This is a genomic window from Arthrobacter luteolus NBRC 107841, assembly GCF_001552075.1.
GTDB lineage: Bacteria > Actinomycetota > Actinomycetes > Actinomycetales > Micrococcaceae > Arthrobacter_B > Arthrobacter_B luteolus.
In genome coordinates, this window is sequence record NZ_BCQM01000004.1 from 145,281 (window position 1) to 160,055 (window position 14,775).

Annotated in this window: 11 protein-coding genes; 3 read left to right on the forward strand and 8 right to left on the reverse strand. The window is 66.0% G+C overall.

Annotated elements, in window-relative coordinates; genetic code table 11:
• Positions 1-10: 10 nt before the first annotated feature.
• Entirely contained in the window at positions 11-1,201 is a 1,191-nt protein-coding gene (locus tag AL3_RS09340; protein ID WP_066299811.1) for a glycoside hydrolase family 76 protein, read from the reverse strand.
• A 143-nt stretch (positions 1,202-1,344) separates the two neighbouring features.
• Here AL3_RS09340 and AL3_RS09345 point away from each other — a divergent pair, with 143 nt between their 5' ends.
• Positions 1,345-2,121, forward strand: a complete 777-nt coding sequence (locus AL3_RS09345) for an SDR family NAD(P)-dependent oxidoreductase (protein ID WP_066299814.1) — start codon at positions 1,345-1,347, stop codon at positions 2,119-2,121.
• A gap of 9 nt (positions 2,122-2,130) precedes the next feature.
• A complete protein-coding gene (locus AL3_RS09350; RefSeq protein ID WP_066299817.1) occupies positions 2,131-3,315 on the forward strand; it encodes an acyl-CoA dehydrogenase family protein in 1,185 nt (394 codons plus the stop codon).
• A 137-nt stretch (positions 3,316-3,452) separates the two neighbouring features.
• Here AL3_RS09350 and AL3_RS09355 read toward each other — a convergent pair whose 3' ends face one another.
• The 7 genes from AL3_RS09355 to AL3_RS09385 all read right to left on the reverse strand — a co-directional run bounded on the left by AL3_RS09355 (position 3,453) and on the right by AL3_RS09385 (position 14,029).
• Complete coding sequence (locus tag AL3_RS09355) at positions 3,453-6,581, reverse strand: hypothetical protein (protein WP_151724096.1); 3,129 nt, start codon at positions 6,579-6,581, stop codon at positions 3,453-3,455.
• A gap of 65 nt (positions 6,582-6,646) precedes the next feature.
• The gene (locus AL3_RS09360) at positions 6,647-7,351 is read right to left on the reverse strand and encodes a hypothetical protein (protein WP_157075263.1); all 705 of its coding nucleotides are present in this window, start codon (positions 7,349-7,351) and stop codon (positions 6,647-6,649) included.
• A 290-nt stretch (positions 7,352-7,641) separates the two neighbouring features.
• On the reverse strand, positions 7,642-8,298 hold the full coding sequence (locus AL3_RS09365) for a TetR/AcrR family transcriptional regulator (protein ID WP_066299823.1): 657 nt from the start codon (positions 8,296-8,298) through the stop codon (positions 7,642-7,644).
• A 70-nt stretch (positions 8,299-8,368) separates the two neighbouring features.
• Positions 8,369-10,228, reverse strand: coding sequence for an IucA/IucC family protein (locus AL3_RS09370; protein ID WP_083521620.1), 1,860 nt, complete (start codon positions 10,226-10,228; stop codon positions 8,369-8,371).
• On the reverse strand, positions 10,225-10,824 hold the full coding sequence (locus AL3_RS09375; protein ID WP_083521621.1) for a GNAT family N-acetyltransferase: 600 nt from the start codon (positions 10,822-10,824) through the stop codon (positions 10,225-10,227). Before AL3_RS09375 ends, AL3_RS09370 begins: the two co-directional genes overlap by 4 nt.
• Entirely contained in the window at positions 10,821-12,224 is a 1,404-nt protein-coding gene (locus tag AL3_RS09380) for a lysine N(6)-hydroxylase/L-ornithine N(5)-oxygenase family protein (protein WP_066299825.1), read from the reverse strand. The genes AL3_RS09375 and AL3_RS09380 overlap by 4 nt, the downstream gene beginning before the upstream one ends.
• Positions 12,221-14,029: a pyridoxal phosphate-dependent decarboxylase family protein gene (locus AL3_RS09385; protein WP_370665227.1), complete on the reverse strand. Its 1,809-nt coding sequence runs from the start codon at positions 14,027-14,029 to the stop codon at positions 12,221-12,223. Before AL3_RS09385 ends, AL3_RS09380 begins: the two co-directional genes overlap by 4 nt.
• 261 nt (positions 14,030-14,290) lie before the next feature.
• Between AL3_RS09385 and AL3_RS09390 the strand changes: the two genes are divergently transcribed.
• A complete protein-coding gene (locus AL3_RS09390) occupies positions 14,291-14,737 on the forward strand; it encodes a hypothetical protein (RefSeq protein ID WP_066299828.1) in 447 nt (148 codons plus the stop codon).
• Positions 14,738-14,775: the final 38 nt, after the last annotated feature.

Here is a 14,775-nt window from a genome sequence, read left to right on the forward strand (position 1 = left end):
GCGCCGCGGGTTAGGGCGTTTCCGCTGCCGGGCCGGTATCCAGCCGGGCCACGCGCACGGAGGCTTCCAAGACCATCCAGGCCTGGAGCTGGGTGGAAAGTTCGACGCCGGCTCCCGCCGGGTAGCTTTCGTCTGCGGTCCTGCGCGGGTCGGGGGAAAAAACGGCCAGGTTGTTCCTGGTTGCGCGGCCTTTCCACAGCTGCTCCGCCAGTTCGGTGACCAGCGTGCCCGCGAGCTGCCGGGTCTGCCGGTCCAGGGTGGGTGCAGCAGCAGCTTCCGCGAGGTAGCGGCTGAGGATGCCGGTGAAAAGCCCGCCGTCACCGCTGCCGTGGGTGCGCAGCAGCGGGGCATCGTCGTCGTATACAGTGCTGCCGCCGCCCGGGGCATCGTCGTCGTACCCAGCATCGTCGTCGTACACCAAATGCGCGGCTGTGGCCTGGATCAGTGCCGTGGCCCGGGCCAGATTGGCCGGCCCGCCGAGTTCCAGCAGCGCGCCCAGGACCGGGCCTTGGTTGTAGGTGTAGAGCGGGGTCTCCACCAGCAGCCGGTCACCTTCCCGCCGCACACCATCGAAGTAGAGTCCCGTCTCCGGGTCCAGCAGGACCGTGTTGAGCCAGTCGATGAGTGCCTGCGCGCGCTCGCGCTCCCCGCCGCGGGCGAAATACAGGGCGGCTGGTGCGGTTGCCGGGGTGTTCTTGAAGGTCCGGCTGCGGTTCCAGAACAGGCCGCCGCCGAAATCCTGGGTATGGGCTGAGCGCAGGGCCGAGCCCAGCGACTCCCGCAGCCGCTGGTGCCGCGGCTTGGTACCGCGCGGCGGGCCCGGCAGGGAATCGACGCGCAGGGCTGCGAGCGCCAGCCAGGCCATGTCGTCGTAGAAGCTGTTGGTGATCCGTCCGCCGTTGCGCAGCCGGATCGTGCGGATCAGGATGTCCGCCAACCGGATCGGATCAACACCGGAGAAACCCTTTCCGGAGAGGGGAGCGCGGCTGCGCAGGCCGGCATCCACCAGCAGATCGACGTAGTGGGCCTGCCACCAGTAATGCCACGGGCCGGCTCCGCGGGGCAGGGGCTGCGGAGCCCGGACAGCACCCAAATGCGTGCCAGGGATGCCGAACAGGGGGCCGCCGAAAGCCGTGGTGACAGACTGGGCCGCCGTATCGGCGCGCAGCTCGGCGTTGCGGACAGTCTGTGCGGCAGGCATGCGAACCACCCTAGACCCGCGCGCCCGTGCCGTCACGGTAGCCGGGGGTCGGATAACCCGGGCGCGGGATGCGGCGTGCTGCGCGTCACAGTAGGCTCGTGGGACCGCACGCGTACCCACGCACCCAGAATCCAGGAGGACAGATGCAGTTATCCGGCGCTTCAGCCATCGTCACGGGAGCAGCATCGGGGCTGGGACGGGCCACTGCCCGCCGCCTGATCGACGCTGGCGCCGAAGTGGTGCTCGTGGACCTGCCGCAGTCCGGCGGTCTGGCCTATGCCGGAGAGCTGGGGGACAACGCACATTTTGTCCCGGGCGATGTCACGGACCCCGGGCAGATGCAGGGCGCGGTGGAAGCTGCCATGGCTGCGGCACCGCTGCGGGTGGCGGTCAACTGCGCCGGCATCGGGACCCCGGGCAAGGTCCTGGGCCGGAACGGTGTCCTCCCGCTGGAGGACTTCACCCGGGTGATCCAGGTGAACCTGATCGGCACCTTCAATGTGACCCGGCTGGCCGCTGCCGCCATGGCCGAAACCAGTCCGGTAACGGACGACGGCGGCACCTCCGAGCGCGGCGTCATCGTCAACACGGCGTCGGTGGCCGCCTTCGACGGACAGATTGGACAGCCCGCCTACGCCGCTTCCAAGGGCGGGGTCGCCGCGATGACCCTGCCGCTGGCGAGGGAACTCGCCCGGCACCAAATCCGCGTGATGACCATCGCGCCGGGCATTTTCGAAACACCGATGATGGCGGGCCTGCCGCAGGACGCCCAAGATTCCCTCGCCGCGCAGATTCCGCACCCCTCACGGCTCGGCCGCCCGGACGAATATGCCTCCCTGGTCAGCCACATCATCGCCAACCCCATGCTGAACGGTGAGACCATCAGGCTGGACGGTGCCATCCGGATGGGACCGAAATAGGGTGCGCTGATGCTTCCGGACGCCGATTTCTTCTCCTTCGAACAGCTCCTGAGCCCCGAGGAATCCGCCAAGCTCGCCCAGCTGCGGACCTTCCTGGCAGCGGAAGTCACCCCGCATGCCGTCCGCTGGTGGAACGAGGGGCGGTTTCCCACCGAACTGCTGCCCGGCCTGGCCGGCCTGGAACTCTCCACACCGGTGCAGCGCGGCTACAGTCCGCTGTTCGCCGGCCTGGTGATTGCCGAAATGACCCGGGCCGACACCTCGATCGCCACCTTCTTTATGGTCCACCACGACCTCTTTGTGGAAGGGCTGCACGCTTTCGGCTCCGCGTCCCAGAAGGAACGGCTCCTCGCTGACGCGCAGGCCCTGCGGATCACCGGTGCCTTCGCCCTGACCGAACCGGACCACGGTTCCGATGTTGCCGGCGGCATGGCCACCACGGCAGTGCGCGACGGCGGCACCTGGATCCTGAACGGCACCAAGCGCTGGATCGGCAACGGGACGTTCTGCGACTGGATGCTGCTCTGGGCCCGGGAACCGGCCACCGGGAAGGTGCGCGGGTTTCTCCTTGATGCTTCGCTGCCCGGGATTAAGCGGTCCCGGATCGAACACAAGACGGCGCTGCGGACCGTGCAGAACGCGGACATCGAACTCACCGAAGTCCGGGTGGGGGAGGAAGACCGGCTGGCTGGCATCGACAGCTTCGAGGACACCAAGCACCTGCTGCGCGGCTCCCGGATCATGGTGGGCTGGCAGGCGGTGGGCCAGCAGCTGGCGGCTTTCGACGTCGCCCGCGCCTACGCCGTCGAACGCGAGCAGTTCGGCCGTCCGCTGGCGGGTTTCCAGTTGGTGCAGGAGCAGCTGGTGCGGATGCTCGGCAATACCGTGGCGTCCACCGGGATGCTCGCCCGGGTGACGGAGCTGGAGCAGGGCGGATATGCCCGCGTTTCCGTCGAGGGATCAGCGCGCGGGGAGATGGCCCGGGCCGCGCTGGCCAAGTCCTACGCCAGCCGGCTGATGCGTGAAACGGTGTCCCTGGGGCGGGGACTGCTGGGCGGCAACGGAATCGTCACCGATTACCGGATGGCGAAGATTTTTGCCGACGCCGAGGCCATCTATACCTACGAGGGTTCCTACGAGATCAACAGTCTGATCACCGGGCGGGAGATCACCGGGATTTCGGCGCTGCACTGAAATGACTTGCAGTGAAATGACTTGCAGTGAAACTGGCTGCCCTGAAACGGCGCAGCCTTGAATCGGCGCAGCCTTGAAACGGCGCTGCGCCTGTTGCTCCCTGAGCTTCCACAGCCAGCGCAGCGCCGGAACCTGGTTTAGAGCTTCCACTCATCCTTGTACTCAAGGAGGTTGATCCGCGCGCCCACGTTGAAGATGGTGAGGCTGAGCAGCTCCCACCTGATCAGCGTGAGCTTGGCGGACCCGCTGAGGCCCAGTGCAAGGAAAATGCTGGCTTCGATCGCGGCCTCGGTGGGCGGGATGCCGGTGGTGGACAGTTTGGCCCTGTAACCGGACTTGGCAGAGAGCGTGATGTCCGGTCCGGCGAAGGTGTAGATGCGGCTTTGGTAGGACATCTCCGGTCCGGCCGCGATCTCTCCTTCAACGGAGAACGAGGTGTTCCCTGCCATCTGCCGGGGCTTCGGGAGGACATACTTCGTGGGAGTGTCCTCCTTGATGCGCACCATGCCCGCGGCGCTGGTGTACTTGAAACCGAAGGTGTCCGCCCGTTCAATGCCGATTGCCGGGATCTCCGCTTCTGCCCGCAGAGTGCCCGTGAACGCTATGGCGAAGTTCAGCCGGTTGGTAATGGCGACGGGCACCGGACCCGCCATGAACGTGGTGGTCGGAAGGGCAACCTCGGCGACCTTGAGGTCCACATTCCAGCGGCTTTGGGTCTGCACCCAGGCCTGGACCGAGGCTGAGGCCTTCAGCTTCGAGTTGAACTCAATCCGGAACTCCTCAATGCTCACCCCCTTGGGGATAACCTTCCACTTGAACTGCAGCTTGGTCTTCAGGACAAATGCAAAGCCCAGGTTCAGTTCACCGCCGCCGCGGACGGCCACTCCGGCCTCGTCGCCGCGTTCCTTCGCGGCCCAGGATTCGAATTCCCAGGGCTCCTGTTTCTTTCCGGCCGTCCTGATCTTCGGCACACCGTTTTCGACGACGAAGACCATGCCGGCATCAACCTTGGTGGTCCAATCTGCTGACAGGGAAGCGCCGGGTCCTTTCAAGGGACCACCGCAGGAACCGTCGCCCGGGGAGGGGGCTGCCGGCGCTACCCACTCACCGTTCTCATCAATGTCCTCGCCTCTGGGTTCCTGCCCGTCGGTTCCCGCCAGACGGCAGGCCGTGCTGAAGTCAGAGGGGCTGTCCAGGTTGAATTCGTCGCTGCTGAGCTCGAGATCGACGTCGTCCCCGCTCACGACTTCCGCGTAGGTCCCGGGCGCGGGCGAGTGCGGGTTTCCGGCGTCGTCAACGATTTCGACCTGCGCTACGGGGATCTCCGGTCCTGACGTGCCGTCCTCGTTCTGCAGTGCGAACGTTCCGGAGACAACATCCAGGGGATTTTCGGCCTGGGAAAGCAGATCGTGGGCAACAACGTCCTCACCCTCGCCGTAGTCCACGGTTTCATCGACGTCGACCTGCAGGAAGAGCTCTTCCAGCGGCACCTCAACCGTAGAGACCTCCCACGCTCCGGAGACGAGGTCCATGTGGGACATCCGGCCGAGGAAACCGGAGGGAGCCGATGGCATGGGCGCGCTGACGATGATGTCTCCGGGTTCCAGCTCCGGCCGCTCAGTGAACCGCAGGAGATTTTCCCCGAGAACCTCGAAGTCCAGCTCTGTCGTGTCCAGATGGAACACCTCCGCCTCCGGCGACACCACAGTGTCTCCTTCCTCGGCCACGTCGAGGGTAAGCCGGACCCGGTCGGAAGCTCTCGCAGCGCCGGGATCGGAGCGGTCGAAGACCGTGGCGACGTAGTCGAAGTCTCCGTCTTCCGGAGCCAGTGAGCGGAAGCTCCACGTGATGGTCCCGCCAACGGGATTCAGCTCCGCCAATCCGATGAAACCGACGCTGGGCGAACTGATCTCAAGGCGTTCGACGGAATTGATCCCGGTGGACACCGTGCCTTCAAGCGTGAAGTAGCCGGTCTCGGTGAGGTCCAGGCTTTGCGAGTCGCGGGGCGAGGTGATCTCGATCGCCGCCGGATCAGACTTGTCATAAGGGACCGGTTCGCCCAGGAAGCTGCCAAGCGGCTGCACTGCCGCCACGGCGGAGCCCCGGCGGATCGAGAGCTGGGATTCACCTCCGGTGACGGGAACGAGGGCGAGCTGGGGCTGGGCGCCTGCCACCCTGTCTACTGCTTCGCCGCTGGCACGGCCGCTTACGCGGGGTCCCCAGGACAGTGTGGTGGTGCCGCCGCCGGCGACGTCGCCGGCTGAGGTAAGCACGAGGGCGTAGGCACTGTCGTGGTCATCGGCCAGAGCGACCGGCTTCGGCTGCTCTGCGGCGGCGACCGGCACCTCGACCCGGTTCCGCTGTTCCGTGGCGACGACGTAGCTGCCCCGGTGGTTCGTTTTGGCAGCGTCTTCGCCGGCCTCTGACACCCAGCCGGTGACGGTGGCAGTCAGCGATCCGGAATTCCCGCCGGCTTGAAGTGCGACTGTCGTGCCGCCCTGGTCTTCGGCGTCCACAACGGTGGAAACGATCGTCCGGCCCGCCGGAAGAGGCAGACGCTGGCCATCGCCGAGCAGGACTGTGTCCGGGCGGTCCAGTGTCACATCCAGAACTACATAAACGCTGCGCGCCAAGGTGCTGGAGACGCTGCCCTCACCCGTCAGTCCTACCCAGAGGGGCTGCTGCCCCAGCGCCCCGCCGCCCACATTCCGGCTTGTGTCGGCCCGCCGGACCGGATTCGCCAAAGCGATGGTGGCGCCGCCTGAGGCCTCCGTTCCGTCGAAGTAGGCCAGGACTTCAAGCCGTGTGTCCGCAGCGCTGTCCGCCCAGAGCGGTACGCTGCCGTGGACGAGGGGAAGCAGCAGAGTGGTGGAGGCAGTAATCCCGGTCCGGGTATGCAGCACCGCTGTGTCCGCAGATGTGTAGGCCGTGGCATCGGCGGCGGGCTCGAACATGGTCAGCCGGACAAGAGCGGCTGAATGGCCGGCGGCCGCAGTGCCCAGATGGACTGCACCGGACGGATCGGTGCCGAGCGGGTTCCCGCGTCCCACGGAACTGTCCACCACCGGCACGCTGGTGCCGGACGGAGCGAAGCCCGGTGCGGGGGCCCCGACGACGGCGCCCAGGTTGGTGAGTGCATCGCGGGAGACTGCGGAGGCGGGAGGAGGTGTGAAGACAAGCATCATCCCGACGGCGGTCAGGGCAGCGACAGCAGCCTGGATGCCTCGGCGCTTTAGTCCTTGGATAGTGTCCGGTCCCTGTCCCATTCCCTGTCCCGTTCCCGTTGCCTGCCCCGGTGCCTGCACTGACCTGCGAGGGCTGAAGAGGCCGCTCAAGGGGTATCCCCGCCGTCTGATTCCACGGCCGGAGCCGCTGTGCTGCGCCGCAGGAGCAGGAATAAGCCGGTGCCAATCGCCAGTGCAGCCGCGGCCAGTGCTCCGATGAGGAGTGCCGGTGAAGCACCGGTCTGCCCCAGGGCCTGAACTCCGGAGCTGCTGCCGGCGCCCGCAGGATCGCCGCGGCCGGCCGGTGCTGCGTCCTTGCCGGGAGGTGTACCGGTGCCGGGCACAAATTCCACATCCGGCGGGGATCCCTGTGCGAGGTCAGGCCAGGTGATCCAGCCGCCGTTCGCCTGTTTCGGTTCGAAAGCCGCTTCCCGAATCCGGTGTTCCGCCAGCACCACACCGTTGGAAGCGACGAAGGAGACAATCACATCCGCGGAAAACCGGCTGGACACCAGGAACCTGACTTCAGTTGTCCCGGGCACTGCAGGCGCGATGCCAGTAGCGCCAAAAACGGTGCGGGCCACGTGGAGCTGGTTCCAGGGGCCTGCGCCTTGGCGCCAGGAGATGGACCCAATTCCGCTGCGGGCGGCGTCGGATTCAACATCTATCCACATTTCCGCTGTAGCAGCGGGGGCTTCGAGGTCCGAAGTGACTGATGCAGGGGCTGTGGCTGCGGCAGGGACTGTGGCATGGGCAGGGGAGGGGGCCAGCCAGGCGCACACCATAAAAAGGGCGATGGCGAAAAGTGTCATGACTGACCTGGTCAGGACGGAAAAGCCCGTCACAGACCGGGTTCCATCAGGCCGGGTTCCAGCAGACCAGACTCCGGCAGACCAGACTCCGGCAGACCGGCCCCCAGCGGGCGGTCCGAACAGTAAATGTGAGTGCACTAACGTAAACTAACAGCCAAACTTGGATTGAGTCCAAGTTTGGCTGTTAGTTACGCTGCTGACCTGTTTCGCGGCGGCTGGCTGCGCTGCTGTTTAGTTTCGCTGCAGTTAATTCCGGGGCAGTGGCTCCGCCGTTGGTGCTCCGTACCTGGTTACAGGCCGGACCCCGGGATCCCCTGAACCTGCGAACCCGCGAGGTGGGCAATGTTCGCGATCGCCTCGACCCAGTCAGCTGGGGACAGCTCAACGTCCTGGAGTCCGCCGTCGGCGCTCAACCGCAGCAGGAGATCCTCCAGGGCCATACCGACGATCCCCACGAGAAGCTTCGCCTCCCGCCTGGCCGGACCGGCTCCCGCCTGCCTTTCGGGGTGGGCCTCAAGCCAGTCTCCCGCCACATCGGCCAGGTCATCGAAAACCTGGGTGAGTGGACCGCGCACCAGGATCTGGGTCTCCGGATGCTGCTGCATGAGCTGGTAGCGTTTGCCCGCCACCTCCGGATTGACCGCGGTGCTTTCGATCACCGACATCACCACACCAAGCAGGGCTGAAGAGAGCGGCAGGCCCTCAGCTGCGTCGAGCATCGCCGCGACTTCCCCGGGGACCAGCCTGGGATAAGGCCGGCCGAAAATTGCTGCCTCCAGGGAGGGCATGTAGTTGAAGAAGGTGCTGCGTGAGACTTCCGCGCGATCACAGATCTTCGCCACGGTGACCGTCTCAAGGCCCGATTCCAGGGCCAGCTCTATGCCCGCCAGCTCGATGGCGGTTTCAGTTTGGCGCTTCTTTCGTTCCCGTAAACCCTCTGGTTTCACAATCGACCCCAGCCTGGTGGGGTCCACCTCCTCATGGATCGAATTCGTTGCCGCTTTAATCAGGCTACCTTTACTCCGGTTGGACCAGCGGGTTCCCCAGCCGGCCGGAAAACTGCAGCCCGCCGGAGGGATCGCTGATGTCCAGCATCTGCTGGTTGTTGCGCAGCTGCAGCCGGTTCAGGCAGGACCGTGCGAAATCCGGCGCGAAAAGATCGTGCGCGGCGAAGTCCGCTGCCAGCTCCGGGTGCCCGGCCTGATAGACGGTAATCACCTCCGCGGTCACCTGCCAGAAATCCTCCTGCGCCAGCTGCCCGTCCTCATGCAGCACAGCTGCAAGGAAACGGAAGAAGCAGTCCAGCACATCCGTAAAGACAGAGAGTACCTGCTCGTCCTCCGGGACCTCTACCCGGACCCGGGACACCTCGGCCGGCAGCTCCACCTTGTCCGCCATCACGATGATCTCTTCGCCAATGTCCTTCATCAGCACCCGCTGCGGAACCCCGTCCTTGAGGATAAGGATCAGGTTTTCCCCGTGCGGCATAAACGCCAGCCGGTAGGCATAAAAGCAGTGCAGCACCGGAATCAGGTAAGCCTGCAGATAGCGGGCCAGCCAGTCCCGGGCCGGGAGCCCCGAACGGCGGATCAAGGCGGACACGAACGGGGTGCCGGCCGGATCGGTGTGCAGCAGCGAGGCCATGGTGGCCAGCTGTTCCCCGGCTTCCAGCTTGGGCAGCGGGCTTTCCCGCCACAGTGCCGCCAGCATCTTGCGGTACGGGGAGCCCTTGGGGGCAGCGGCGTCGTAGTAGGTATTGCGGTACCCGATGGCGGCGGTCTCCCGCAGGATCCCGAAGCCGTGGCCGGCCAGGGTGGAGTCGGATGTCACGAGGTTATCCACCCATTCGTTGATTGCGGGGGTGGGCACCATGTACTCGGCGGAGAGTCCGCGCATAAATCCCATGTTGACCACGGACAGCGCGGTCTTGACGTAGCAGCGGCTGGGCACATCCCGGTTAAAGAACGTCCGGATGGACTGCTGCGCCTGGTACGTGTCCGGTCCCGGCCCCAGATGCACCACGTGCTGCTGGGCAACGTCTGCCGCGAAGGTGACGCTGAGCTTGTTTTCCCACTGCCATGGGTGCACCGGCATCAGCAGGTATGACTCCGGTGCCAGGCCCCGGGTGCGCAGGTCGGCTTCGAACCTGGCCTGCACGCCGGGATCCAGTTCCGCGGCCAGCAGCGCCGCATAGTCCAGGCCGGAGACGGCGGTGAACCTGGCCCTGTCCTTGGCTACTGCTATCCAATGCAGGCGGATGGCGGCGGCGGTTTCCGGTGCATAGGCGAGGTAATCCGACGATCCGAAGCCCAGCCGTCCGTTGTTGGCGACGAAGCAGGGGTGGCCTTCGGTCATGGAGGCCTCGATCGCCTGGAAGTCTGCGGCAGGATCGCGGCCCTGCGTGATTCCGGCCGCGAGTTCTCCGGCGGTGTGGAAAGCCCCGGTGTGCTTGAACGCGTGCGAGGCCAGGGTGCTGGAGATTTCCTCCAGATACACGGGGAGCATCTGGCTGTTGATCCCCAGGGTCCCGGCGAACTCAGTAATAAAAACCAGTGCGTCGAGCCCGGTCTCCACACCCTGCACCGTACGGACGATGCTTTCAGCCTGGATGCTCCAGTGTTCGAGTTCCAGAACGTCCGCCTCGAAGCGGTAGGTGGCCCCGCCGTCGTCGGACGTCAGTTCGTAGCGGCCGGGCGCGGTGGTACGCGGGGCCAGGATGCGTTCGTGGGCGAACTCGGCGAGGGCTTTCCGAAGCACATGGCGGTTGGCTGCCGCCCAGCGCTGCGGCGTCAGGTGCGCGCTGGGATTCGCGGCGGGGACCGGGCCGGCGGCCGGGGACAGGGCTGCGCGAATGGAGTTCTCTACGGTGGTGCTCATCGGGTGGCTCCTTCGGGGGATGTCTGTTCGGGGGCGGGCTGTGCGCGGTTAAGCTGTCCGCGGCTGGTGGAGTTGAGATGAGCGGCTTCGCGGAACTGGGCGCGGGTGCAGAAAGACAGCAGAGCGGTTTTGTCCGGCAGCGTGATGTTTTCCTGGGGTTCGAAGCCCATCCGGGCATTAAGGCGGTGGATTTTGGTGTTGCGTACATCCGGTTCCACCACCACCCGGTCAACTGCCGGATCGGCGAACAGGAACTCCATCACGGCTTGGAAAGCGGCCGCTGTGTAGCCGCGGCGGGGCGCATCCGGCGGGCCCATCAGCAGATGCATCCCGCGGTCCCCGGGGAGTATGGGGTAGGCGCCGGCGAGCGGCGAGTGGGCCGGAGCGTAGCTTTCCATCAGGAAGGCGGGTGTGCCGGCGTCGTGCACCAGCCACGCATCGTGGTGCGGATTCGCAGCGATCCCGGCGTACTCGGCCCGGACGTCCTCCACGCTGGCGGAATTCATGCCCCAGAAGACGGCGTACTCCTGCCGCATCCAGCTGTGCAGCAGGCCGGCGTCGGCCTGGGGGTCGACGGGGTGGAACTCGAATTTCATGCCAGTGCTCCTTCGCTGTGGGCCGGGGCGGGCTGCGGGCTGCGGGCTCCGGCCAGCCCGAATTCCTGGAACGTGGTGCTGGTTTCCACCGGGTAGTACTCCCAGCCAAGGATTTCCCGCAGGATGGCCGAGTTCCGGTAGGCCGCCATTCCAAGGTCCGGGGAGGTGAACCCGTGGGTGTGCAGTTCGGCGTTCTGCACGAAGATCTCCGCCGGTGCCACTCCGATCCCGTAGCCGCGGTCCACCTCCAGGCGGCCCCGGCTGTCGCGCCGGATCCGGTGGCTGATGCCCTGCAGGAACTCCGGCTCCTGATAGGAATAACCGGTCGCGAGGACGACGCCGCCCGTTGCCAGCCGGGCGGAGCTGCCCTGTTCGGCGTGGCGCAGTTCCAGCACATGCTGCCCGGTGCCCGGGTCATAGCTGGTGGCTGTCACCTCGGTTCCGGTGAGCAGGCGGACCGCGGGCGGGCCGTTGAGGCTCTTGGCATACAGCGCATCGTAGATCTCGTTGATCAGGGCGGAATCGATGCCCTTGTAAAGGTTCTTCTGCGAACTGATCAGCCGGTCCCGGGTGGGTGCCGGCAGCGCATGGAAGTAGTCGATGTAGTCCGGCGAGGTCATTTCCAGGGTCAGTTTCGTGTATTCCAGCGGAAAGAACCGCCCTGAGCGGGTCACCCAGTTCAACTGGTACGTGTCCGGTCCGCTGCCGGGCAGCAGATCGAGGAATACCTCTGCCGCGCTTTGGCCGCTGCCCACCACCGTGATGCTCTCCTGTGCCTGCAAGCTGGCCTTGGAATTCACGTAGTCACTGTTGTGCACGGCTGTGCCGGGGCCGTTCAGGAGTCCGGTGCACGACGCCGGCACCTCGGGCTGGGTGCCGGTGCCCAGTACCAGCCGCCGCGCCGCGTGGACCTGGGTGCCGCCGTCGCCTTCGGTGCGGACCAGGTAACGGCCGCCGTCGTGCGCTGTGTGCTCATAGTCGACGCCGGTGACCCGGCTGCCGAAGCGGACGCTGGGCAGCTGCCCGGCAACCCAGCGGCAGTAGGCATTGAACTCCGCGCGCAGCGGGTAGAAGACCTCGCGGATGTAGAAGCGGTAGAGCCGTCCGGTGGATTTGAGGAAGTTCAGGAAGGAATACCGCGATGTCGGATCCGCCAGGGAGACGAGGTCTGCCATAAACGGGACCTGCAGGTGGGCGGTTTCCAGCATCATGCCCGGATGCCAGTCGAAGTCCGGGCGGCCGTCCAGGAACAGGGCATCGAGCTCCGTGATGGGCTCGCTCAGCGCGGCCAGGCCCAGGTTGAACGGGCCGACACCGATGCCGATGAGGTCCCGGACGGGCTGGTCAGGCTGTGGGGTCCGGGTGCTGGGGGTGCCGGCGTTGCCGTTCGGGCGGGTCATGCGGCCACTCCGGCAGCTGCGGGTGCTTCGTGCCCTGCGTGCCCTGCGGGTGCTTCGTGCCCTGCGTGCCCTGCGGCAGCTCCGTCCACCCCGGCAGCTCCGTCCACCCCGGCTGCTCCGTCCACCCCGGCTGCTCCGTCCACCCCGGCAGCTGCGGGTGCTTCGTGCCCTGCGGATGCCGCGAGCCAGGCCGTACCCGTGATGCGGATGAGGGTGATGATGTGGATGATGTCCTCGAGGGTTGCCGTGGGGTTGAGCAGCGTGAACTTCAGATAGTTCCGGCCGTTCACCGTGGTGCCGGCGATGACAGCGTCGCCGGCTGCCGCCAGCCGGGTGCGGATCGCGCGGTTCATGGCGTCGCAGGTGTCCTCATCCAGTCCATCGGGCCGGAAACGGAACACGGCTGTGCTCAGCTGGACGGGCGCGGCGAGCTCGAAATCCGCTGCCCGCTCGAGCTGCAGCCCGGCGCTCTGCGCGAGGTCGACCGCAGAATCCAGGAGCCGTCCGATTCCGTCTGCTCCGCTCACCCGCAGGGTCAGCCAGAGCTTGAGGGCATCAAAGCGTCGTGTCGTCTGAATGCTGTGGTCCACCTGGTTCGGAATGTCCGGATGGGCAGAGGCCTCGGGATTGAGGTAGTCGGCGTAGTGCCGGATATGGCGCAGCTCCTCCGGGTTCCGCACCAGTACGGCGCTCGCGGAAACCGGCTGGAAGAAGGTCTTGTGGTAGTCCACGGTCACGGAGTCAGCTGCCTCGATCCCTGATAGCCAGTCCCGGTACTTCAGCGACGTCAGCAGTCCGCCGCCGTAGGCCGCATCAACGTGGAGCCAGGTTCCGAACTCGGCAGCCAATTCCGCGCAGTCGGTCAACGGGTCGATGCTGCCAAAGTCCGTGGTGCCGGCGGTGGCCACTATCGCCATGGGAATTTCGTTTCGGCTGCGGCTCCCCACCAGGGCCTTCCGGAGGGCCTGCGGGTGCATCCTGCGGTTGCTGTCGCTCGGAATCTGATACACGGCATCCTCACCAAGCCCCAGCAGTGCCGCTGACTTGCGGATGCTGAAGTGGCTGGCCTCGGACGCGAAAATCCGCAGCTGGCCGAGCAGGGAGGGGAGGCGTTCGCTGGGCTGAACTGTGGTTTCGGGGCTGGTCCCTGTCCCGGCGCCTGCCGTGCTGCGCAGCCTGGCCACCGCGTGGTTTCGGGCAATCAGGAGGGCCTGCAGATTAGATGTTGTGCCCCCACTGGTGAACACGCCGTCGGCAGCCGCTCCTAGCCCGAGCCGCTCCGCAGTCCAGCGCAGCAGGCGCCGTTCGATGAGGGTTGCGCCTGCGCTCTGATCCCAGGTGTCCATGGAGGAGTTGACGGCGGTGAGGATGGTTTCGCCCACCAATGCCGGGATGGCGACGGGGCAGTTCAGATGGGCCGCATAGCCGGGGTTGTGGAAGTAGACGGCGTCCCGGAGGTACAGGGGTGCCAGCTCGTCCAGGGCGGCCTTTGTTGTGCCGAGCGGCTGGTCCAGGTCCACCGCATCGACTTCCGGAGCGAGATCGGCGGGATGCCGTCCGGTCCAGGGCCGCGTGGCTGAACCGATCGATTCCGCAACCGAGTGCATCCCCTGCTGGTTCTCCGCGAGGTAGCGCTGGATCGAGTTGCCGGTCAGCAACGCGGACAGATCGGCAGCTGTCGCCGCGCTGGCAGCTGTTGCCGCACCGGCGGCGGTTGCCGCCGAGGTTCCGGGTTCCCCGGCTGAAGGCTGCGCCCAGCCAGACTTCAACTGGTCTGCGGCTTCCGGCTGCTGTAAAGGGCTCACTAGGCACTCCTTCGAAGGTCTCAAAAAGGTAACGGGGGTAACCCTTCCCTGCCTTTCGGTATTACGTCAAACTTTTGTGTCTTAATTCGGTCCGATGCGGTGGATTGCGGGATTGGGGTGCAAAATCCCGCCCCGGCACGGTAATCGCGGACGCGCGCGGGAGTGCACCTGGGAGCTGGGAGTGACTTCACGGATCGCTCCTCAGTAGGCTTAGTATCGAGAGATGACGTTTCCGCGTCCCGATCGAAAGGTGCGACCCTGATGACTGAACAGAACCCGGACCACAGCGACAACCCGGCCCTGGCTGATGATCTGGAGGCGGTAGTGACACCTGACGAGGTGTCGATCATTTCAGGCGAGGAACTGCTGGATGACGATGACCTGATGACTGAGGAAGCGCTTTCCTACCCCGGCGCAGCCGAGGACAACCCCGATGCCTGGCAGGACGATCCGCTGATCAACGAGGAACCGTTTGCCGGCCAGCCCGGTGCGGATTCGGACCAGACGCTGCGGGATGAGACCGAGGAGGAACGCTTCGAAGAGGGCGATTCCCAGATCCCGCCGGACGAACCCACCATCGGTGAAGCCTCCCGCGACGTCGACTTCGGGGATCCCAGTGTTGACCCGATGGAAGACGGCAGCGATGACCCGGCCCACGGAGGCGGCGATCCGCTTTCCTCCTTCGACCCGGAGGACCAGGAACTCTAGGCGGGCGCCCTTCGGGGCCGGACCTGGGCGCTTGGGTG